This window comes from Streptomyces sp. NPDC002018 (assembly GCF_042890865.1).
In the GTDB taxonomy this organism is placed as follows: domain Bacteria; phylum Actinomycetota; class Actinomycetes; order Streptomycetales; family Streptomycetaceae; genus Streptomyces.
Genome location: NZ_JBIASO010000008.1, coordinates 35,073 through 56,148 on the forward strand (window position 1 = coordinate 35,073; position 21,076 = coordinate 56,148).

Here is a 21,076-nt window from a genome sequence, read left to right on the forward strand (position 1 = left end):
CGCGGCGCGGAGGCACGCACAGGCGGGTCATGGCCGCCGCCGGGGGGGGGGGGGGGCCCGGGGCCCCGCCCGGGGCCGCCCGGGGGGGCCCCGCCGCCCGGCCCCCCGGGGGGGCGGGGGGGCCCCCCGCGGGGCCCCCCCCGGGGGGGGGGCGCCGGGCCGCGGGGGGGGCGGCCGGCGGGGGGGGGGGGGGCCCCCCCGGGCCCCCCCCCCCCCCGCGGCGGCCATCGCGTGCAGCCGCAGCGCGAGCTGGATCTCCAGGGCCCGCGCCGGTGACTGCCAGTCGGGACCGAGCAGCCTGCCGACCCGTTCGAGCCGCTGGGCCACGGTGTTGACATGGACGTGCAGCGCGTCCTTCGTACGGGCCGGGCTCATACCGCACGCGAAGTACGCCCCGAGGGTACGGACCAGGTCCGTACTCCGGCGCTGGTCGTAGTCCACGACCTCACCGATGGTGCGGTGGACGAAGCCCTCGATGTCACGGGTGTCGGCGAGCAGCAGTCCGAGGAAGCCCAGATCCTGGGCCGCCGCGCCGTCCCCGGAGCGGCCGAGCAGCCGCAGCGCGTCCAGACAGCGCCTCGCCTCCGCGTATGCCTCGGCTATCGCGCCCGGCCGTCCGGCCGGCGACTCGACGACGGCGGACGCACCGATGGTGACGGGCTCCCGCAGCGTCCCGCCGAGCTGTCCTGCCGTACGGCGGGCCAGGCCGGCGGCCGTGTCGCCGGGGGCGAGCGGCAGCAGCAGGACCGTGCCTCCGTCGCGGGTGGCGGCCAGTCCCTGTCCGGTGGCGGCGAGATGCGACGCGGCGGACCACAGCCGGCGCCGGTCGGCCGTCTCCCGTTCCGTGGTGCCGGAGGCGGGGGCGCCGTCGATCCTGGCGGCCAGCACCACATGCGGGGCGTCGAGGTCCGCGCCAAGCCGGGCGGCCCGTTCGCGCAGCAGCCGTGGATCACGGTCGGGGGCGTCGAGGAGATCGTCCAGCAGCTCGCCCCGCACGCGGTGTTCGGCCTCGCCCGCCGAGCGGCGGGCGAGCAGCAGCAGTGAGGTGACCATGGCGGCCCGCTCCAGGGTGCGCTGGTCGACGGGGTCGAGCCCGGGATGGCCGCGCAGGACGAGCGCGCCGAGCAGCTCGCCGCCCGCCGAGACGGCGGCGCCCCAGACCTTGTCGTGGCACTTGGCACGCCCGTCCGTGCCGGTCAGCTCCAGGGCGGTCACGAAGGCGGAGCCGGGGCCCGCGAACTCGACCGTGCCGTCCAGCACTTCGGAGAGCGCGTTCGCCACGTCGTGGACCCCGCCACCGCGCAGGACGAGTTCGGTGAGCCGGTCGTGCACGTCGGAGGCGCGCTCGATGACCGCGCTGTGCTCCTTGATGATCTCGTTGGCCTTCTCCAGCTCCGCGAGCGCGGAACGGGTCTCCCCCAGCAGGTTCGCCGTGTCGATGGCCACCGCGGCATGCGCGGCGAACGAGCCCAGCAGGGCGATCTGTTCCCGCTCGAAGACCCGGGCATGGCGGTCGGCCGCGAAGAGCACACCGATGACCTGACTGCCGAGCATCAGCGGGACACCGAGAATGGCGACCAGCCCCTCGTCGCGCACCCCGGAGTCGATGGTTCTGGTGTGCTGGAAGCGGGGATCGTCGAAATAGCTGTCGGTGACATAGGGGCGCGCGGTCTGGGCGACGAGCCCGCCGAGCCCCTCCCCCATCCCGAGTCTGAGCTGCTGGAAGCGGGCCGAGACCGAGCCGTCCGTGACCCGCATGTACGTGTCGCCCGCGGCCGGGTCGTTGAGACAGAGATACGCGACCTCCGTGCCCAGCAGCGAACGGGCACGCTGCACGATCGCCCGGAGCACGGCGTCGAGATCGCGCAGCCCGGCCAGGTCGTGGGCGGTCTCGAAGAGCGCCGACAGCTCGGCCTCCCGGCGCCGCCGCTCCGCCAGCTCGGCCCGCACCCGCAGGGCGAGCCGCTTGGCGTGCTCCAGCGCGGCGAGCGTCTCCGCCCCCGCGCCGTCGGCACGGGCGAGCAGCGCCGGCCGGTCGTATGCCTCCGCCGCGGCGCCGCGTGCGAGGAGTTCCAGGTAGGAAGCCTGATCGTGGGACATGGACACAGGATTACCCGTCGTACGGCCGGCCGCGCCAGCCCTGTGGACAACGCGAGCGATGGGGAAAGAACGGCCGCCCGGAAGAGTCAGTGCGCTGTCCAGCCGCCGTCGAGGGCGAGCGACGTACCGGTGATGAAGGACGCCTGCGGGGTGCAGAGATAGGCGACCGCCTCGGCGACCTCGTCCGGTTCGAGCAGGCGCTTCAGCGCGGAGTCCTGGAGCAGGACATCGGCCAGCACCCGCTCCTCGGGAATGTGATGGGTCTCGGCCTGGTCGGCGATCTGTTTCTCGACCAGTGGTGTGCGCACATATCCGGGGTTGACGCAGTTGGAGGTGACACCATGCGAGGCCCCCTCCAGCGCTGCGGTCTTGGAGAGACCTTCCAAACCGTGTTTGGCGGCCACATAGGCCGATTTGAAGGGCGACGCGCGCAACCCATGTACGGACGACACATTGACGATACGACCCCATCCCTCGCCATACATGTGCGGCAGAGCGCCCCTGATCAGCCGGAAGGGCGCCTCCAGCATGACCGTGAGAACGGTGTGGAACACATCGGGCGGGAAGTCTTCGATGGGGCGGACCAGTTGCAGCCCGGCGTTGTTGACGAGAACGTCCGTGCCGGCCGCGGCCCGCTCCGCCGCGTCGAGGTCGGTGAGATCGAGGACCCACGGTTCAACGGCGCCCACCAGCCCCTTGGCGTCCTCGGCCAGGCTGTCGAGCCCTTCCCCGTCCCGGTCCACGGCTCTGATCCGGGCCCCCGCCGCCGCCAGCCGCAGTGCGCACGCCCGGCCGATACCGCTCGCGGCGCCGGTGACCAGTGCGACACGGCCGCCGAGGTCGAGCGCGACGGGAGCGGACGGGGCGGCGGCGGGAACGCCGTCGAGCGCGGACGCGGCGGTGTGAGCGGTGTGAGCGGTGTGAGCGGTGTGAGCGCTGCCGGAGGGGAAAGCGGGGCCGGGGCCGACGACGCTCTCGGTGCCGGACCGGGAGACGGGACCTGGTGTGGTGGGCGCGGTCATATTCCGCACCCTAAGCAGCGCTCAGGTCCCGACCGATGTGGTCAGCACCCACACTTCACTGGGGAGGCATAGGTTCGAACCATGTGGGTGTATCGGTGAGCGCCTGCTTGATCCTCAGGAGCGCGAACTCCCCCAGCTCCGGCAGTCCGTCCAGCGGGAACCACGCCACGTCCAGGGACTCGTCGTCGTTGACCCGCGCCTCGCCGCCGGTCGCACGGCAGCGGAAGGTGATGTCCATGTACTGGCACGTGTCGCCGTTGGGGTAGACGATCGGTTCGAGCGCCTGGACGAGCACGACCCGCTCCGCCACACACCGCACGGCGGTCTCCTCGTACACCTCGCGCACCGCCGCGACCGCGGGCTGCTCCCCCGGGTCCGGGATCCCGCCGACGACCGACCAGCGCCCGGTGTCGACGCGGCGGCCCAGCAGTACGCGCCCGTCGTCGTCGAAGACGATCGCACTGACGCCGGGCAGCAGAAGGAGCTGGTGGCCCGCGGTGGCACGGATCTGTCGGATGAAGTCTGGGGTTGCCATGCGCCGACCATAGCCGCCCGACGGGGAAGCCCGGCGCGGCCGACCGGCCGCCGGGATCGCGGGCGGGGCCCCGACCTGCCTCGGCAGGGCACCTTCAATCCGCGGTCGTGGTCCTCCTGTTGCGTACGGAACGGGCCGTCGCCCAGCCGAGACCGCCCACCGCGACCGCCACCAGCAGGCCCTCGGGCAGCGTGCCGAGGCGGGTGGCGGGGGTCAGGGAGGAGCGGAGCGGGACCTTGGCGACCAGCGCGTCCGGCGTGAACATCCCGGACTTCCGGATGATCCTGCCGTCCGGCTGGATGATCGCGCTGACCCCGCTGGTGACAGGGACGACCACGGTCCTGCTGTGCTCCACGGCCCGCACGCGCGACATCGCCAGTTGCTGGTAGGTCATCTCGCTGCGGCCGAAAGTGGCGTTGTTGCTGGGGACGGAGATGAGCTGGGCGCCGTGGCTGACGGTGTCCCGCACCGCCCAGTCGAACGCCGCCTCGTAGCAGGTGGCGAGCCCGACATCGGTGCCCGCGAGATCGAAGACACCCGGCTCGCCGCCCCGGCCGAAGTCCCGGCGCACCATGTCCGCGTAGCCGGGGCTGATCATCCGTACGAGGGAACGCAGCGGGAGGTACTCACCGAAGGGCTGGATCTGCCGCTTGTCATAGGTGACGGTCGGACCGCGCTCCGGGTCCCAGAGGATCTGGGTGTTGCGCAGCGGTCCGGTGTCCGGGGTGACGACGGCGCCCACGGAGATCGGTACGCCGATCGCCCTGGCGGCCTGGTCGATCACGTCCCGGGCGTCGGCGTTGCGGTAGGGGTCGATGTCGGAGGAGTTCTCCGGCCACAGGACGAAGTCGGGCCGGGGCTCCTTGCCCGCCTTCACATCCGCGGCGAGCTGAAGCGTCCTGCGGACATGGTTGTCGAGGACCGCGCGGCGCTGGGCGTTGAATTCGAGGCCCGCCCTGGGCACATTGCCCTGGACCGCGGCGACGGTCGCGGTGCCGTCCTCGGCCGAGTCGTCCACCAGGGGCAGGGCGGCGAGTGCCGCCGTGACGGGGGCGAGGACGGCGAGCGCGGCGACGGCCGCGGCGCGGCGCGGAACCGTTCCGGTCCTGCGGTACGCGAGGACCTGGCGTACCGCCTCGTACAGACCGAAGCCGCACAGGGCGACGGCGAAGCCGAGCACCGGGGTGCCGCCCACGGCGGCGAGCGGCAGGAAGACGCTGTCCGCCTGGCCGAAGGCGATCTTGCCCCAGGGGAATCCGCCGAACGGCACCCGCGCGCGGACCGCCTCGCCGAGGATCCACACCGCCGCGGCCCACACCGGCCACCCGGGCAGCCGTGACACGGCGGCGATCCCGACGCCGGTGAGAGCGATGAAGAGCGCTTCGAGCGCGACCAGCGCGAGCCATGGTCCCGGTCCGACCTCCTCTCCCGTCCAGACCAGGAGCGGCAGCAGGAAGCCCAGGCCGGCCAGATAGCCGAGGCCGAGAGCCGCGCGCGGCCTGCGGCCGTACAGGCTCCAGGCGAGCAGGGCGAAGCCGGGCAGTACCAGCCACCACAGGGTGCGGGGCGGGAAGCTCGCGAACAGCAGGACGCCGGACAGCGCCGCCGCGCCCGGCCGGATGAACCGTCGCAGCAGGCCACGGCCGCGGGGGGCCGAGGCGGGCGGAGTGGGCTCGACGGTGGTGATGGTGGCGCTCACCCGGCGGAGTCTACGGTGGGCCGCTGTGAGAAGGGGAGCGCGGCCCGCCACGTACGGGAACGGTCTCCGACGCGCAGGAAAGCGCGTACCCGGCACGCACGGGAGCGGCGCGTACGGGCCCGGCACCCCACGGGAGCAGCGCGTACGGGCCCGGCGCGGGAGCTGCGTGTACGGGAGCGGCAGGTGAGGGCCCGGCGTGTGACGGCCCGGCGCGTACGTGCGCGACACATACGCGACACCTACCGGAGCGAGCGCGGGGTGACGAGCAGTGTCCGACGGCCGAACCGTGCCCGGCGGGGGGCTCCGCACGCGTACGTCCGGCGCGGCGCGCATGGTCGGGTCCGGGCAGGGAAGCGGTCGGGAACGAGCCGGGACATGCCGGGAACGCCTCGGGACCGGCGCGCTGTGAGCGCGTGACGGGGCGCGCACCCCCGCGTACGCCGCCCCATAAAGCGGCGTACCTTCGCAATCCCTCCACACATCGCCATCCCTGCCGTTACCGTGTCGCCAGCCCTTGTAACATGGCCGGATCCGGCGGTTGTGGACGGGGCCCGTCAGAGGTCGGGGGCGTCGGAATGGCCGCACCAGCGGAACCGCCGGTGGAACGATCAGTCGTACCGGAACGCGCGGGCGCGCCCGATGCCATCGGCGCCGTGGTCCTCGGCGGCTGCGCGGTATGGGCGCTGATCAGCGCGGCAGGAACGGACGGCAGGCCCGAAGGGGTTCTGCTGGCGGTGCTCGCCGTGGCGGCGGGCTACGCCAGCGGGCGGATCAGCGGATCCCTGGCGCCGGTCGCGACGGCTTCCGTGATGGCGGTCGCCGCGCTCGCGGCGGCGATCGCATCAAGCCAGGAGGGATTCGGTACGGCCGTAACAGTGGGCACTCCCCCGGGTGACACGGGCGCGGTGGCCGCACTGCTCGTACTGGCGGCGGGGGCGACCTGCTGCGCCGCGAACGCGGTCGGCCGTTCATCCGTTCGGATCGCCCTCCGGCTGCTGGCGGTGACGATCGCGGGCGCCGCGCTGCTGTTCGGTTCCGTCGCCGGGTTCGTCGCGGTGCTCGGAGTGCTGCTGTGTACGCCGGCGGCGGCCAGGACACGGCACCGGACGGCCGGTCTCGCCGGGCTCGCCCTGGTCACGGCGCTGGTCGTGGGCGCTTCCTGGGCGGTGGCGGAGCAGGCGCTCCCCGAGGGTCTCTCGGCCTCGCTGGAGGGGCAGCTCACCCAGCACCGGGTGGCGCTGTGGCAGGACGCGGCCGAACTGGCGAAGGAGCACCCCCTGCTGGGCTCGGGGCCCGACCGTTTCGGTGATCTCAGTCCGACGGTGACCCGGTCGCTGGACAGCGACGGCACTCCGCACTCGGCGGCGCTCCAGCAGGCCTCGGAGCAGGGGGTGGTGGGGCTTCTGCTGCTGGGCGCCGTGTTCGGCTGGCTGCTGTACGGACTGGCGCGCTCGGCGTGCTCCACCCCGGTGGTCCTCACGGCCGGGGCCGCGCTGACGGCCCTGGCGGCGGTCGCAAGCGTGGGCAACGCGCTGAGCTTCACCCCGGTGACCGCGGGCGCGGGCCTGCTCGCGGGGCTGGCCACGGCGAGACCGGACGCCGGGCGCATGGGTCCCGTGCCTGTGTCCTCCCTCACATCGGCACCGGCCGAAGAGACCTGACGCCAGGGCTACGACACCACCTGACAAAGCACTACTGGCCGCCGGGCCGCCACGAATCCTGGCGCGTCGGCCCCGAAGGGCGGCCCGGCAATGGCCCCGGTAACGGACCGACAAGGGATACGGAGCGGGCGGGGGCGGGGGCGGCGGACGCGTCGGGCGCCGTCGGTCAGATGCCCGCCGCGTTGGACCTGGGCGCGAGCTGAAGGCGGCTGCGGATGAATCGCACCGCGGACTCGGCGTCGTCCACCGTCACGGTGAAGATCCGGCCGTCACCCAGCTTGAGCACCAGGGCCTCACCCCGGCGCACCACCACCGCCGTACCCATCTCGGGGCGCCAGCGGTACCCCCAGCCACCCCACTGGCGCGGGGTGACCCTCGGCGCGAAGTCGGCGTCCACGACATGGGCGAGCAGGATGCGGCGGCGCGGCAGACCCATATGACCGCAGCGCACCTCCAGGCAGTCCCCCTCGACCCTGACGGCGACATGGACGAACGCCAGGGTCCCGAAGAGGATCAGCAGTCCCGCCGTCACACAGCCGACGACCGACATCAGCAGGGCGGCGAATCCGGAGGACCAGGAGAATTCCACGGCCAGCACGATCCCCAGCGCGATACACGCGGCGCCGGCGGCGGCCAGCAGCCACTGCGCACGGTTGGTGGCGCGGCCTGTCCAGGTGTCGGGCAAGGGCTCATCGGCGTGGCCCTCATGCCGGGGGTGCTCCCTCATGTCTTGCAGAGTACCCAGGTTCCGATCCGTGGGAAGTCCCTCCGCCACCTGATGCGGCGTTACCCCGTACGCGCTCCGTACGGGTCCTCCACGTACTCCGGACGGGGCGCGTACACGGTGGGCGCGCGTCCGCTACGCGTCGCGCCGACGTCCAGCAGGCGCTCCGGACGTACTTCGGAGGCGCCACGGGGGCATGCTCCGTTCGGGTCAGCGCACCTGGCCGAGGGCGGCGAGCAGTCGGCCTTCCGCGTAGGCGAGCGCGGGTTCCGGGAGCACGGACTCGCGTCCGCTGAGCAGCACGGTGAGCCGTGCGCGCGAGGGGCGGCCCGGGGGAAGGCCCGGCGAAGTGCTCGCGCAACCGTCCAGGGGACCGCCCACAGGGCTTCCCGACGGATCTGTCGGATCCGACAGTTCCGATAGCTCCGACAGCTCCGTCGGAGTGACCGATCTCACCAGGACCCGGTCGTCGCCCTGGCCGTCACGGCCGTCACCCCCGTCCACCGCAGCGGTCCCGGTGCCGGTGCGGGAGCCGGTGCGAGCGCCGATCCTGCGCAGTGCCTGCGCGGCGACCGCGTCGGCCGAGCCGTACAGGACCACGTCCGGCAGACCGGGCCGCCGTAGAGCCGTACGAATACGCTCCGCCACCAGTTCGTAGTGGGTGCAGCCCAGGACGACGGCTCTCACCTCGCGCGGGGTGAGCGCGGCGGCCGCGGCCACCGCGCGGTCGATCGCGGCCTCGTCGGCATGGTCCACGGCGTCCGCCAGTCCGGGGCAGGGCACCTCGGTGACACCGACGGACGGCGCGAAGTCACGGATGAGGCCGTGCTGGTACGGGCTGCCCGTGGTGGCCGGGGTCGCCCAGATAGCGAGGGGCCCGCCACCAGCCGCGGCGGGTTTGATCGCCGGGACCGTGCCGATCACCGGCAGCCCCGGCTCCAGTTCGGCGCGGAGCGTGGGCAGGGCGTGCACGGACGCGGTGTTGCAGGCCACGATCAGCGCGTCGGGCCGGTGCTCCGCCGCGGCCCGCGCCACGAGGAGAGCGCGCGCGGTGACGTCCCGCGGAGTACGTGGTCCCCAGGGCATCCCGTCCGGGTCGGACGAGAGAACGAGATCGGCTTCGGGGCACAGCCTCCGTACCGCGCCGGCGGCCGCGAGCAACCCGATGCCTGAGTCCATGAGCGCGATCTTCACCCGGTCACCATAGTCGACAGCGTGTGCGGTCCCGGTGATGTGGGGCAGACTGCGGCGGATGAGCGCCGTTGCCTGGATCGCCGTGGGTTCGCTGGCCATATGGGGCTGGCTGTTGCTGGGTCAGGGGTTCTTCTGGCGTACGGACCAGCGGCTCCCCGAGCATGAGGAGTACCACATCGACGAGGCCCGTGCCTGCTGGCCGTCGGTCGCCGTCGTCGTACCCGCCAGGGACGAGGCGGCGGTGCTCCCCGAGAGTCTGCCGTCCCTGCTGGCGCAGGTGTATCCCGGCGAGGCCGAGATCTTCCTGATCGACGACGGCAGCGAGGACGGTACGGGCGCGCTCGCCCGTGAACTGTCCGAGCGGCTGGGCGGGCTGCCCCTGACGGTGGCCTCGCCCGGTGAGCCGGAGCCCGGCTGGACCGGAAAGCTGTGGGCGCTGCGCCACGGCATCGCGCTGGCGCGCGCCCACGATCCCGACTATCTGCTGCTGACGGACGCCGATATCGCCCATGAGCCGGACAGTCTGCGGGAACTGGTCGCCGCCGCCAGGGCACGGGACCTCGATCTGGTCTCGCAGATGGCGCGGCTCCGGGTGGCGAGTCTCTGGGAGAAGCTCGTCGTACCGGCCTTCGTGTACTTCTTCGCGCAGCTCTATCCGTTCCGCTGGGTCAACCGTCCCGGTGGCCGTACGGCGGCAGCGGCGGGCGGTTGTGTCCTCCTCCGTACGGAGGCCGCCGTCCGCGCGCGGGTGCCCGAGTCGATCCGCCAGGCCGTGATCGACGATGTGTCACTGGCACGGGCGGTGCGGCGCAGCGGGGGCCGGATCTGGCTCGGTCTCGCGGAACGGGTCGACAGCGTGCGTCCCTATCCACGGCTGGCCGATCTCTGGCGGATGGTCTCGCGCAGCGCCTACGCACAGCTCAGACACAATCCGCTGGTGCTGCTCGGGACGGTGGCGGGTCTCGCGTTGATCTATCTGACACCGCCGGTGGCGCTGGGCGCGGGTGTGCTGGGCGGGGACACGGCGGCGGGGTGGCTGGGTTTCGCCGCGTGGGCGGTGATGACGGCGACGTACATCCCGATGCTGCGCTACTACCGGCAGTCGCTCTGGCTGGCTCCGCTGCTGCCCTTCACGGCGTCGCTCTATCTGCTGATGACGGTCGACTCCGCCGTCCAGCACTACCGGGGCCGTGGCGCCGCCTGGAAGGGGCGTACGTACACCCGTCCCCGGGCCGCCCCGGACCGCTGACCGCTACCGCCGTCCCATCGGCTTTCGCCTCTTGCCCGCTCCTGCCTCTCTGTACCCCTCTGTTCTGTACCCCTCCGTCGCCAGTTCTGCCGTATCCCGTATCCCGTCACGCGTACGCCCCTGTCGGCACGGCGTCGTCCGCGGGTCACTTCCTGCCGGGCGTCCAGTTCATGCCCCAGCCATACGCGTAATCGATCGTCCGCTGCGGGCTGACGCCGCGTTCCGGTACGAGAAAGCGCGCTTCCCGCTGGACGACGAGGTCCGAGCCGGTATTGGTGATCAGCGCGAGTGAGCAGACCGTCGAGGGCACCGTGCATTCGCCGAGTGAGAAGTCGATCGGGGCGCCGTGCTGCGGCTGGAGAGTGACCGTCGCGTCAAGATCGGCGAAACTGCGGGCGCCTTCATAGATCGTCACGAAGATGACGATCCTGCGCAGTCGGTCCTTGTGGTCGAGGTTGATGGTGAGGTTCTCACCACTGGCACTCCCACCGGTGCGGTCGTCGCCGTCGAGATGGATGTACGGCGGCTGGTTGAGCGCGCCGAAGGCATTGCCGAGCGCCTGGACGACCCCTTTGCGGCCGTCGGTGAGTTCATAGAGTGCGCACAGGTCGAGATCGAGATCACCATGCATGGCGACGGCCCGGCCGAGTTTGGCGCCCCAGCCCTTGAACTGTTTGCGCACCTGCCAGTTGAGGTTCACGCGCATCATGCCGGAGCTGCCGCCCTGTTTGGCGAGGGAGACGCTCGGGGCCTCCTTGGTCAGCGTCACTTTGGTGAGCCGCACGGGAGCCGGGGCGGGAGCGGAGGTCGGGGCGGGAGCGGGCCCCGAACGCGGTGCCGACGCGGGGGCCGGGGGCGCCGTCCGGGCGGGAGCCGTGGGCACCGTGGCCGTCGTGGACGTGGAGGGCGCCGGGGCCACGGACTGCCGCGGTTCGTCGACCGAGATACCGAAGTCCGCTGCCAGGCCCGCGAGTCCGCTGTCGTATCCCTGGCCGACCGCGCGGAACTTCCAGTTGCCCTGGCGGCGGTACAGCTCGCCGAGGACGAACGCGGTCTCGACGGTCGCGTCCTGGCTGTCGTACCGCGCGATCTCGGTGCCCGCCGCCGCGTCCAGCACCCGTACGCACAGGCCGGGCACCTGGCCGAAGGTGCCGCCGTCGGCCGACGCGGCGAGGACGATCCGCTCGACCGCCGGCTCCACGCGCGCGAGATCGACCGTGAGGGTGTCCGTGACCCCGGCTCCCCCGCTCGACTTGCTCTCGTGGCGTACCGCGCCCGACGTGTGGACGGGCTGGTTGTAGAAGACGAAGTCCGCGTCGGAGCGGACCCTCCCCGAGACGAGCAGCAGCGCCGACGCGTCGACATCCGGTACGCCGGGCCCCGAACGCCACCCCAATTCGACTCGGACGGCAGGCGCCGGTACCGGCAGATTGGCTCCCTTAAGCATGGACATGCTCGCCCCCATCACGCGTCGCGGCGGCCGAAGATTTCGTGCCGCCAAACCTAATCGTAGGAGCGCCGTTCGGACCCCGCGAGACCCGCCGGTAACCCCCCGCTAGGCCGTGTCTGACAAATGGCCTTCGAGGTCCCGGCTCGTCCTAGTTTGCGAGATGCTGGAGCCAGGCCTGCAGGAGTGCGGTCTCGACGGGGCGGAGCGGGACGGTAGCTGGATCCGCCCCGTTGAGGGTGGCATCGAGCGCGAGGGCGCGAGCGGCGAGGGTGGAGTCTGGGGCTGGGCTCGTGTCGGTGGTCAGGGCGTCGATGAGTGCTTCCCGCATGCGTGGTGAGACCTCTGGGTCGCGTTCGCTCTCGGGGATGCCGATTAGGGAGAGCGTGACGCCGGTCACCGCTGCCAGCGTGAGGTGGGCGGCAAGGACGGGCGGTACCCGTAGGCGGCCGTCGGAGGCGGCGCGGCCGAGGAACGTCATAAGGAGTTCCTGAGCCTCCCGCGCGGCAGGTGGGCGGCGGCCGGGGCGGTCGGTGCCGTACATCAGCAGGTAGAGGGCGGGGTGCTTCAGGCCGAATTCGACATGCATGTCCCATCCGCGGCGCATGTCGTCGACCGGGTCGCCGCTCGACGACAAGGTGTGCTTCTGCGCCAAGTAAAGGTCGAAGGCGTGGATGGCCAGCGCTGAGAGGAGCCCGTCCTTGTCACCGAAGAGCTGGTACAAGGAGGCGGCGCGGATGCCTGCCGCCGCTGCGACGGCGCGGGTGGAGAGCGCCTGGGCACCCTCCCGTTCCAAGAGCTCGGCTGCCACTTCCAAGATCTGCCGGCGACTGCGGGTCTTCGCATCATCCACGGTTGCAATGCTACGGCATAAGGCGTATCACTGGTTCGCACAGCGATACGGAAAATACCGTTGCAGTGATACGGCAGGAGAGGTCGATGAATCGTGTGGGATACGGCGCCATGCAGCTCGCGGGCCCTAAGGTCTGGGGATTCCCGGACGACACGGAGAAGGCGCGGCGGGTGCTGCGCCTGGCCGTAGAACTGGGCGTGACCTTCTTCGACACCGCGAACGCCTACGGGCCGCGAACGGTGAACCAGCTGATCGGGCAGGCACTGGGACCGCTCCCCGAGGGCGTGATCGTGGGCAACAAGGTCGGCGCAGAGCGCGGCCCGGACAAGTCCTGGGTCGTCGACGGCCGCCCGGAGACGATCCGGCGGCAGATCCACGAGGCCCTTACCGACATGGGAACGGACAGGAGCGAGCTGACCTACCTCCGACTCGTCGGCGACACCCCCGGCGCGCACCAGGACGTACCGCTGGAGGAGTCCCTCGGCGCACTCGTCGAGCTGCGAGACCAGGGACTGATCCGACGCATCGGCCTGTCCGGCGCGTCCCCGCAGATGCTGGCCCGCGCCCAGCAGATGACCCCCATCGCGGCGGTGCAGAACCGCTTCAACCTTCTTGACCGCAGCGGCGTCCAGGTCCTCGCCGACTGCGAGGCCCAGGGCATCCTCTTCATCCCCTACTTCCCGCTGGCCGCTGGGCTGCTGAGCGACCACCAGGAGCTAACCGGCCCGGCAGAGCGCCTGGGTGCCACACCTGCCCAGATCGCACTGGCCTGGCTGCTGCGCCGTTCGCCCTCCATAGTCGTCATCCCCGGCACGAGCAGTACCGACCATCTCCGGTCCAACATCACAGCTTCCGAGGTTGCCGAACATTTGACCGACACCGAGGTCGCGCGCCTGACCGGACTCGTCGACGAGTCGCAAGCGACCCTCGGCCAGCCCGCGCCTCCCGCTCATAGCCACCGCTGAACAAAGGCCCAGGGATGTCTCTATCGGCCCTCGGCCGCATCTGACGAATGATCTTCGGGGCTCTGCGGCGGCGCCCATGTCGCCGTCCGGGATGATGCATGTCATGGCGGGTCGTGGAGAGTTGACGGATGCGGCGTGGGAGCGGATAGAGCCGCTGCTTCCTCGGGCTGATGGGTGCGGGCGGCCGTGGAGGGAGCATCGGCAGGTGGTCAACGGGGTGCTGTGGCGGCTGCGCACGGGTGCGCCGTGGCGGGATCTGCCCGAACGGTACGGCCCCTGGCAGACGGTCTACGAGCGCTTCGCCCGCTGGGAGGCGGACGGCACCTGGGCGACGCTGCTGGAGCACGTCCAGGCCCGCAACGACGCGGTGGGCGAGGTGGAATGGACCATCTTTGTGGACTCAACGATCAACCGCGCGCATCAGCACGCCGCCGGCGCCCGCAAAAAGGGGAAGCCGACGGGGACGAACTGGCGGATTCGGAACGCTCGGCGGCGCGGCAGGCCCTCGGCCGGTCACGGGGCGGTCTGACGACAAAAGTCCACCTGGCCGTCGACGGCCGCGGCCTCCCGCTCGCCCTGGTCCTCACGCCGGGCAACGTCAACGACGCCACCATGTTCGAAGCGGTGATGGACGCCGTCCGCATCCCACGGGCGGGCAGGGGCCGGCCCCGTACCCGCCCGGACAGAGTCCTGGACGACAAGGCGTACTCGTCCCGGGCCATTCGCGCGTGGTGCAGACGCCACGGCATCGCCGCCACCATCCCGGAACGTCGAGACCAGCAGGCCAACCGGCTCCGCCGAGGCTCCCGGGGAGGCCGTCCGCCCGTCTTCGACAAAGAGGCATACAAGCACCGCAACGTCGTGGAACGGTGCTTCAACCGGCTCAAACAGTTCCGTGCCGTCGCAACCCGCTACGACAAACTCGCCACCCGCTACCGGGCCGGACTCGAACTCGCCTCGCTCATCCTGTGGCTCCGCCAACCAGCATCGTGATCATTGTCAGACATGGCCTAGTCCCCCAGAGCTCCCGAAAGAACCCCCTTATCGGACTCCCCAACCGGCACATCGTGCCAGGTGTCATCCGTTTCCAAATGCTCCTAGCAGCCTGACCTGCACAAACACCTCGCCCCTGGCATCCGCTGGGGGCTTTGTCATGGGAGGACACATGTCCCAACCGGCCTGGAAGGCCGAACTGAGCCGCGACATAGAGGTGGCCATCGGCCTGCACATGGTCTGCGGCGGAGCCAAAGAAGTACATCGCCTTCGTGATCACGTCCTGAAGGACGTCATGCCCCACATCGAGGCCGCCTTCAAGCGCGGCGAGGACGCCGCGAAGCTCCGCGAGGGCTCGCGCTTGGTCCAGGAGAACGAGCGCCTTCGGCGCGAGCTGCGTCGTCGGGCCGACGAGGACTGTCCGTGCGTCCTCCGCTCGCCGGAGGACTACGACGGCCCCGCGCAGGACTGCCCGAAGCATGGGGATCCCGCGATTTTGGGGTACGACCCGTCTGCCCGGCGTGAGCGGTACATGGCGGCGATCAACGGCGCCAGCGGCTGGGTTCTGGACGGCGGGCGGCACATGGTCGACGCCGTGCTCGCCGTGGCGGACAGGGAGTTGAACGGCGTGCACAAGGCGCTGGACGAAGAGCGCGATGTGGCTGTTCGGGCGGAAGCCGAGAACGCCCGCCTGCGTGCCGAGTTGGAGCAGGCCCGCACCACCACCCTCACCCAGGCCGCCGACCGGATCGACCCGGAGGTGTCGACGTGAGCGCACACGAGGAGCTGCTCGAGATCGTCACCCGGGATCCGCAGTCCGCAGGCGGCGATGCGGTATGGGCGACGGACCTTGTGAACGCGTACCGCGCAGAGGTGCTGCGTGAGGCGGCTGCCGAGCTTGCCAAGTGGCTCGGCATGGAACAGGCCGTGGCCGAACTCAGCCGCATGGCCAACAGTCCTGGAAGTGAGACATGAGTACACACAAGAAGTCCCCTGGCCGCCTTCGTGGCGGCCTTTCGCATTTCTGGGGTCGCCTGCGCGACCGCTTCCATCTGGCGGCCTTCAACCGCACGAACGGCAAGCGTCTTGCCTGGGCCCTCGCGGAGGGCGCCATCGGCAGCGCTGTCGGGCTGCTCGTCGTGGCCCTGTATCTGGAATACCGGTGACTGAGGCATGCCTCAAGCGCGTACGCGTCCCGCTACGAAGCCAGGGCGGCCCTTCTGGCCCTGTGGAAGAAGCCCGGCCGGCGGGAGTTCTCGTCCTACCGGTGCGGGACATGCGGCGCATGGCATCTGACCAAGAAACGGAGGAGAGCGCCGTGACCCTGTACGACCCCGAGCGGCGCTGGATTGTCCGCGCGTCCTGCCGGACGGTGGACCCGGAACGGTTCTTCACTACCGGCCCCATGGCGGTGTCCAAGCCGCCCACCTTCGCCACGCAGCAGGCGTGGAACGAGGCGAAGAAGATCTGCTCCTTCTGCCCCGTCCTGGCCGAGTGCCGACGGGACACGCTGGGCGAGGAATACGGCGTCTGGGGCGGCCGGGACGAGCATCAGCGCTCACTGATACGTAACCGCCTGTCCAGGACGGCCCGCAAATGGCCCGAGGAACGCCGTCTGGCGTGGGGCAAGGCATTGCACGCTCTTCAGCAGCAGGGCGTGAACTGGACGCGCATACGCGCCATGACGGGCTTCGGCAGCGTGCTCGGTACCAAGCTGATCCACGAGCACCTGAAGGCAGGGAGGCCGCAGGCGCGGCCAAGCGCAGTGAGGTCGTGGACCTGCCGCTCCCCGAGCCGGCGCAGCCGGACTTTCCCGGTGTGCCGGGCCACCGGCACGCGTGGGTGCGCCACAACAATCTCGTCTCCGACGCTCACTACCGGGGCCAGACGGCCGACGGCCGCTGGATTTACGTCCAGGTCAAGACCGGGCGCGGCGAGTCACAGAAGTGCCCGCGCGGCGGGCCTGACTCAGGCCGATATCGCACACATGATCGGCGTCAAGTCGTCGTCAGCCATCGCCGTGAAGGCCGCCAAGGGCGCGAAGATCCTGGAGGGGCGGAAGAAGCCGTGACCAAGTACAACGTGGACCTGATGCTCGCCGTGCGCGAGCAGATCACCATGCACCCCGAGACCCACAATCAGGATGCATGGGCGAATCGTGAGCCCGAGTGCGGTACCACCTACTGCATTGCTGGCTGGGCGGCCGTCCTCTCGGGCGCTCAGCCCAAGTGGAGCGACTATCCCGCTGACACGGAGTTCGTCTTTGCGGACGACAGGATCAGGTGGATCCCTGATCTTGCTCAGGAGCGCCCTGGGGCTCTCGGACGTGGAGGCCGAGCGTCTCTTCTACGACCTCGGCAACGAGAATGCCCTCGCCAAGCTCGATGAGCTGATCGAGAAGGGCAAGAATCAGCCGTGATGCTCCATCCGGGCACGCCTGTGCTGCTCGCGCCCCGCAGTGGGCGCGGACTGCCGAGCTATGCCATGGTCGCTGTCGCGACCTCCCCCCACACCGTACGTGTCATGATCACCGCCAGCAGCGGTGGACGCGAGCGGGGCAGGATCTACAGCATGCCGCTGGCGCGGCTCACGCGCCGCCGTCGCGGCCTCCACCGCAAGCCCCGGGCAGGGAGAGCACGAGCAGCGCTCGCGGCATTGGCCAGCAACTCGCCTGGGACACGAAGAGCGGCAAGGGCGCCGGCCGCTTCTGCGGCCAGGGGTACGAGCGGCACTGCCCGCTCCACGATCCGGAGGCACAGATCCACCGTTGCCGCAGAGCAGCGTAGGGAGACGTCATGCAAGACGGCGTGAAGGCCGGCGAAGGGGCCGCCATATGGCTGCGGGAGCACTTCAAGGACGACCCGGAGCCCGAGATTAATATCGCATGGACGGCTGCCGCCGAACCTGACCGTTCATACGAACGGTTGCTGGAGATCCTGTTCTCGCCCTATAGGGGCGACAAGGCGGCATAATCCGCCATACAGGTGACCCCGGCGGCGTCCGACCGCCCCGGGGTCCGGCCAGTCACGAAGGGACTGACATGGGCAAGGCTCTCACGAGTGCGATTGCCGTTGCGCGCGGATCCACCGCACGCCGAACGATCCGGGCCGTCGACTACCTCCGTGTCTCCACGGAGGAACAGAAAAAGGGCTACGGCATCCAGGCCGCTGGGAAGAAGACGACCCGGCACATTGAACGGAAGGGCTGGGATCACGTCGGCACGTACGCCGACGAGGGTTTCAGTGGCTCCTTGGAGGCGAAGGACCGCCCGGACCTCAAGCGCCTGATGGCGGATGTGCGCAAGGACCCCCGTCCCTTTGACATGGTGGTGGTCTCCGAGGGCCGCGCCATCGGTCGCACCGGCAGGGCGTTCTGGCGCTGGGTCTGGGATCTGGAAGACCTTGGGGTGTACGTCGCCGTAGTCAGGAACGACTACGACAACTCGACTCAGACCGGCCGCAGCCGCATGCGCGACGACGCGGCGAAGGCCGAGGACGAGCGGGAGTCGATCCGCGACCGCACGCAAGGTGGTATTCAGGAGAAGGCGGAGGAGGGCGGGCATTTTGGCGGCGTCGCACCTTTCGGGTACTGGATTGCGGACAAGGGCAAACTTGGACTGAGCCGGCTCCTGGTCTGTGAGACAGCTCTGATCACTCTGTGGAAAGCCTGGGATCTGCTCGTCAAGGATCGCCTCAACTGCCGCCAGGCGGCGGCAGCGCTGAACGCTCTGGACATGCTCGCCCCGAGGGGCGGTCTGTGGTCTGGTGATGGCCTTCGTCAGGTGCTGAAGAGCACCGTGATCCAGAAGGGCGTCCGGGTCTACCGAAACACGGAGACATCGGGCGCACGCAGCACGCAGCGCGACGCTGAGGACAATCCCATCTATGGGGCCACGGTTGAGATCGAATTGGACCGCATCTTCACTCCGGAGCAGGTCCTTCAGCTCAATGTCGCGCTTGCTCGCGGAGCCCGCGGACCGCGCGAGCTGAACAGCGCGCATCCGCTGACGAAGCGAGTAACCGGCCTGTGCGGGAAGCACTACACCGGCAGCGACCGCAAGCAGCAGGAGAACCGGATCTATCGGTGCTCGGGGAAGAGTGAGAAGTTTCCTGGGGACAAGCGGTGCGACTGCGCGCAGATCGGCGCCGGCGCACTGGAGCAGCGAGTCTGGACAGAGGTCTGCGCGTTGCTCGCAGACCCTGGACGCCTGAGCGCCATGGCAGAAGACTGGGTTGGTCTTTCGAAGAGCAGCGGCGCAGACCATGCGGCTCGCGTGGAGGATCTGGAGCGGCAGATTGCCGGGCTCGACACCGCCATCACCGCGACCACAGTCGCAGTGGCCAAGGAGATGGGCTCCTCATCCGCCATCCGGGCCGCCACAGCGCAGTTGAAGGAGGAGCGGGCGGCCCTTGAGGGGCTTCTCACGGAGGCGAAAAGCTGGCGTGACGAGTCTCTGGCCGCCGGCCAGCGGGCCAGGGATCTCCAGTCCCTGGCCGACATGGCCCGAGAGCGGCTGCATGACATGCAGGCGCAGGAGCAGACCGAAGTGCTCGAACTGCTGGACATTCGAGTCACGATCCTTGGCCCGGTCCCTCCGCGTACAAGGAGGGATGATCAGGTTGTCGCATGGTTCCGCTCGCGCAAGCGGCCCGTACCTTTCCTGACGGACTCCGAATGGGCGCTGGTGGAATCCCTGCCCCTGGCGGGGCCCCGGCCCCGGAAGCAGGGGAAGGGCCCGCGGCTGATGCTGGAGGCCATCCTGCACAAGGCTCGTACCGCGTGTTCGTGGCGGGAGCTGCCCGAGCAATACGGTCCGTGGGAAACGGTTGTCGGAACGTGGCGCCGGTGGACTTCGTCCGGTCTGTGGGATCAGATCATGGAACATTTCGCCGATGTTCCGGGCGTATTGCTGCCCAAGGATCGAGTCACGCTGCCCCCGCTCCGCGTCGAGGGGAAGGTTGACCCGAGGCTTCTTATCCACACACAAGAAGCACTTCAAACGGGGCTCGCCAACCGGCACATCGTGGGCTTAACTTATGTTCTATGACCTCCCCCCGCGCCACCTACGGCGGCGGTTACTACACCGCGCCGTCGTTCCCGGACACCCCGATCTACGACTCCCTGGTCGCGGAGCGGGGCACGCCTCAGATCGCCCCGATCCGAGTGCCTTCCGCCTATGACTCGGGCAACAGCTATCTGCCGGCTCTGCCCTCCGCGCTGCCCGCCCTTCCCGCTGCTCCTTCCCAGCCCACGCCGTCCTACAACGGCTACCAGCAGCAGCCGACGCAGCAGCCCATGCCGTTGCAGCAGGCGCCCGCGCCGTACATACCGCAGCAGATGCCGCAGCGCGGCTACCCGGCCGCGCAGCCGCAGCCCCAGCCGCAGCGTCCGGTGCCCGGTACGGGGTACGAGGCGATGCGTCCCGCGGCTCCGCGCCCGGCGCCCGCGCCGCCCACGCAGTACGACGACCCGTACAACCGGCCGTACCAGCCCCGGGGGTACTGATCCACGCGGTATCGAAGCGGTATCGAACCGGTGGGGCGGTGACCCGCGAACGTACGAGTCCGGTTGGTCCGGCACGGTGACCCGGGGAGGGATCCAGGGGTACGGGCCCCGACAGGCGGGGTGCTGCTGACAGGATGGCTTCATGCCGAAGCCGGTCCATCAGTCGGTCCAGACGACTGTCCCGCCCGTTCTGCACGCCCTGCGGATCCATCCGGTCAAGTCGATGGGCGGCTGTACGCCCGAGCGCGCGCTCGTCGAGCCCTGGGGGCTCGCGGGGGACCGCCGCTGGACGCTGATCGACGGCACGGGGAAGGTGGTCACCCAGCGCCAGCGGCCGCGGCTTGCCCTGGCCCGCGCCGAGCCACGGCCGGACGGCGGAATCCGGCTGTACGCGCCCGGAGTTGAGCCGCTGACGGTACGGGCGCCATTACCGGTACGGGAGCCGGGGCCGGAGAGGGAGACGGCCGATGGGCCGCTGTCGGTCCTCGATCCGCCGACGGTCGCGGGGCCGGGGCCGGGGCCGGGCGGCACCGTCGTGGTGGACGTTTTCGGGACCAAGGTCGAAGCCGTGCCCGCGGGGAGCGAGGCGCACGACTGGGCGAGCACCTACCTCGGGGAGGAGGTCAGGCTCGTCCATCTCGACGCCCCCGACTCGCGCCGGCCCGTCGACCCGCTGTTCGCGCGGCCCGGGGAGACGGTCAGTTTCGCGGACGGCTTTCCCCTGCTGGTCACCACGCTCGCCTCGCTCGACGCCCTCAACTCCTTGATCGCGGACGGGGATCACGCGGACGAGGGACCGCTGCCGATGGACCGGTTCCGGCCGAATCTCGTCATCGCGGGTACGGAGCCCTGGGCCGAGGACGAGTGGCGGCGCGTCGCCGTCGGAGACGTGTCCTTCCGGGTCGCCAAGCCCTGCGGACGGTGTGTCGTCACCACCACGGACCAGCGGACCGCCGAGCGCGGCAAGGAGCCGCTGCACACCCTCGGCCGCCACCGCCGGTTCAACGGTCGGCTGATCTTCGGGCAGAACCTCGTCCCCGAGTCCACCGGCACGCTCCGGGTGGGCGATCCGTTCACGGTGCTCGACCGGTAAACGGCCCCGCCTAGGACCCCCGGTCCGGCCGAGGAG

21 protein-coding genes are annotated in these 21,076 nt (G+C 70.5%); 13 read left to right on the forward strand and 8 right to left on the reverse strand.

Annotation, left to right across the window (positions count from 1 at the left end; all coding sequences use genetic code 11):
- Positions 1-27 precede the first annotated feature (27 nt).
- The 4 genes from ACFYYH_RS15010 to lnt form a co-directional block, all read right to left on the reverse strand.
- The gene (locus ACFYYH_RS15010; RefSeq protein ID WP_388550548.1) at positions 28-2,100 is read right to left on the reverse strand and encodes a helix-turn-helix domain-containing protein; all 2,073 of its coding nucleotides are present in this window, start codon (positions 2,098-2,100) and stop codon (positions 28-30) included.
- An 86-nt stretch (positions 2,101-2,186) separates the two neighbouring features.
- Complete coding sequence (locus ACFYYH_RS15015; protein ID WP_388550551.1) at positions 2,187-3,122, reverse strand: 3-hydroxybutyrate dehydrogenase; 936 nt, start codon at positions 3,120-3,122, stop codon at positions 2,187-2,189.
- Positions 3,123-3,177: 55 nt separating this feature from the next.
- Complete coding sequence (locus tag ACFYYH_RS15020) at positions 3,178-3,657, reverse strand: NUDIX domain-containing protein (RefSeq protein ID WP_388550554.1); 480 nt, start codon at positions 3,655-3,657, stop codon at positions 3,178-3,180.
- A 94-nt stretch (positions 3,658-3,751) separates the two neighbouring features.
- Complete coding sequence (lnt, locus tag ACFYYH_RS15025) at positions 3,752-5,356, reverse strand: apolipoprotein N-acyltransferase (protein WP_388550557.1); 1,605 nt, start codon at positions 5,354-5,356, stop codon at positions 3,752-3,754.
- 575 nt (positions 5,357-5,931) lie between these two features.
- Between lnt and ACFYYH_RS15030 the strand changes: the two genes are divergently transcribed.
- A complete protein-coding gene (locus tag ACFYYH_RS15030; RefSeq protein ID WP_388550560.1) occupies positions 5,932-7,017 on the forward strand; it encodes an O-antigen ligase family protein in 1,086 nt (361 codons plus the stop codon).
- 166 nt (positions 7,018-7,183) lie between these two features.
- Here the strand turns inward: ACFYYH_RS15030 and ACFYYH_RS15035 are convergent, their stop codons facing one another.
- Together ACFYYH_RS15035 and ACFYYH_RS15040 are read right to left on the reverse strand one after the other, a co-directional pair.
- A complete protein-coding gene (locus ACFYYH_RS15035) occupies positions 7,184-7,744 on the reverse strand; it encodes a hypothetical protein (protein WP_388550563.1) in 561 nt (186 codons plus the stop codon).
- Between the two features lie 207 nt (positions 7,745-7,951).
- Positions 7,952-9,034 carry a glutamate racemase gene (locus ACFYYH_RS15040; RefSeq protein WP_388550565.1) on the reverse strand — a complete coding sequence of 361 codons (1,083 nt, stop codon included), beginning with the start codon at positions 9,032-9,034 and terminating at the stop codon, positions 7,952-7,954.
- On the opposite strand from ACFYYH_RS15040, the gene ACFYYH_RS15045 reads away from it, so the two are divergent.
- Complete coding sequence (locus ACFYYH_RS15045; protein WP_388550568.1) at positions 8,994-10,184, forward strand: glycosyltransferase; 1,191 nt, start codon at positions 8,994-8,996, stop codon at positions 10,182-10,184. The two genes, ACFYYH_RS15040 and ACFYYH_RS15045, sit on opposite strands and share 41 nt — an antisense overlap.
- Before the next feature lie 145 nt (positions 10,185-10,329).
- Here ACFYYH_RS15045 and ACFYYH_RS15050 read toward each other — a convergent pair whose 3' ends face one another.
- Both ACFYYH_RS15050 and ACFYYH_RS15055 read right to left on the reverse strand, forming a co-directional pair.
- A complete protein-coding gene (locus ACFYYH_RS15050) occupies positions 10,330-11,637 on the reverse strand; it encodes a TerD family protein (RefSeq protein WP_388550571.1) in 1,308 nt (435 codons plus the stop codon).
- 145 nt (positions 11,638-11,782) lie between these two features.
- Complete coding sequence (locus ACFYYH_RS15055; RefSeq protein ID WP_388550574.1) at positions 11,783-12,484, reverse strand: TetR/AcrR family transcriptional regulator; 702 nt, start codon at positions 12,482-12,484, stop codon at positions 11,783-11,785.
- Positions 12,485-12,549: 65 nt separating this feature from the next.
- Between ACFYYH_RS15055 and ACFYYH_RS15060 the strand changes: the two genes are divergently transcribed.
- The 11 genes from ACFYYH_RS15060 to ACFYYH_RS15110 all read left to right on the forward strand — a co-directional run bounded on the left by ACFYYH_RS15060 (position 12,550) and on the right by ACFYYH_RS15110 (position 21,040).
- Positions 12,550-13,449 carry an aldo/keto reductase gene (locus tag ACFYYH_RS15060; protein WP_388550576.1) on the forward strand — a complete coding sequence of 300 codons (900 nt, stop codon included), beginning with the start codon at positions 12,550-12,552 and terminating at the stop codon, positions 13,447-13,449.
- Positions 13,450-13,552: 103 nt separating this feature from the next.
- A protein-coding gene (locus ACFYYH_RS15065) for an IS5 family transposase (RefSeq protein ID WP_388550579.1) occupies positions 13,553-14,442 on the forward strand; the annotation gives its coding sequence in 2 pieces (ribosomal slippage) (positions 13,553-13,901 and positions 13,901-14,442; 891 coding nt in all).
- A gap of 172 nt (positions 14,443-14,614) precedes the next feature.
- Positions 14,615-15,214: a hypothetical protein gene (locus ACFYYH_RS15070; RefSeq protein WP_388550582.1), complete on the forward strand. Its 600-nt coding sequence runs from the start codon at positions 14,615-14,617 to the stop codon at positions 15,212-15,214.
- Positions 15,211-15,417 carry a hypothetical protein gene (locus tag ACFYYH_RS15075; protein WP_388550585.1) on the forward strand — a complete coding sequence of 69 codons (207 nt, stop codon included), beginning with the start codon at positions 15,211-15,213 and terminating at the stop codon, positions 15,415-15,417. The genes ACFYYH_RS15070 and ACFYYH_RS15075 overlap by 4 nt, the downstream gene beginning before the upstream one ends.
- Positions 15,414-15,608 (forward strand): hypothetical protein, encoded by a 195-nt coding sequence (locus ACFYYH_RS15080; protein ID WP_388550588.1) that lies wholly within the window; start codon positions 15,414-15,416, stop codon positions 15,606-15,608. Before ACFYYH_RS15075 ends, ACFYYH_RS15080 begins: the two co-directional genes overlap by 4 nt.
- A gap of 152 nt (positions 15,609-15,760) precedes the next feature.
- Positions 15,761-16,513 (forward strand): WhiB family transcriptional regulator, encoded by a 753-nt coding sequence (locus tag ACFYYH_RS15085; protein ID WP_388550591.1) that lies wholly within the window; start codon positions 15,761-15,763, stop codon positions 16,511-16,513.
- 225 nt (positions 16,514-16,738) lie between these two features.
- Entirely contained in the window at positions 16,739-16,861 is a 123-nt protein-coding gene (locus ACFYYH_RS15090) for a hypothetical protein (RefSeq protein ID WP_388550594.1), read from the forward strand.
- A gap of 376 nt (positions 16,862-17,237) precedes the next feature.
- Positions 17,238-17,414: a hypothetical protein gene (locus tag ACFYYH_RS15095; protein ID WP_388550596.1), complete on the forward strand. Its 177-nt coding sequence runs from the start codon at positions 17,238-17,240 to the stop codon at positions 17,412-17,414.
- A gap of 68 nt (positions 17,415-17,482) precedes the next feature.
- On the forward strand, positions 17,483-19,489 hold the full coding sequence (locus tag ACFYYH_RS15100) for a recombinase family protein (protein ID WP_388550599.1): 2,007 nt from the start codon (positions 17,483-17,485) through the stop codon (positions 19,487-19,489).
- Positions 19,486-19,947: a DUF6643 family protein gene (locus ACFYYH_RS15105; RefSeq protein ID WP_388550602.1), complete on the forward strand. Its 462-nt coding sequence runs from the start codon at positions 19,486-19,488 to the stop codon at positions 19,945-19,947. The genes ACFYYH_RS15100 and ACFYYH_RS15105 overlap by 4 nt, the downstream gene beginning before the upstream one ends.
- 142 nt (positions 19,948-20,089) lie before the next feature.
- Positions 20,090-21,040: an MOSC domain-containing protein gene (locus tag ACFYYH_RS15110; protein ID WP_388550605.1), complete on the forward strand. Its 951-nt coding sequence runs from the start codon at positions 20,090-20,092 to the stop codon at positions 21,038-21,040.
- The last annotated feature ends 36 nt before the right edge of the window (positions 21,041-21,076 follow it).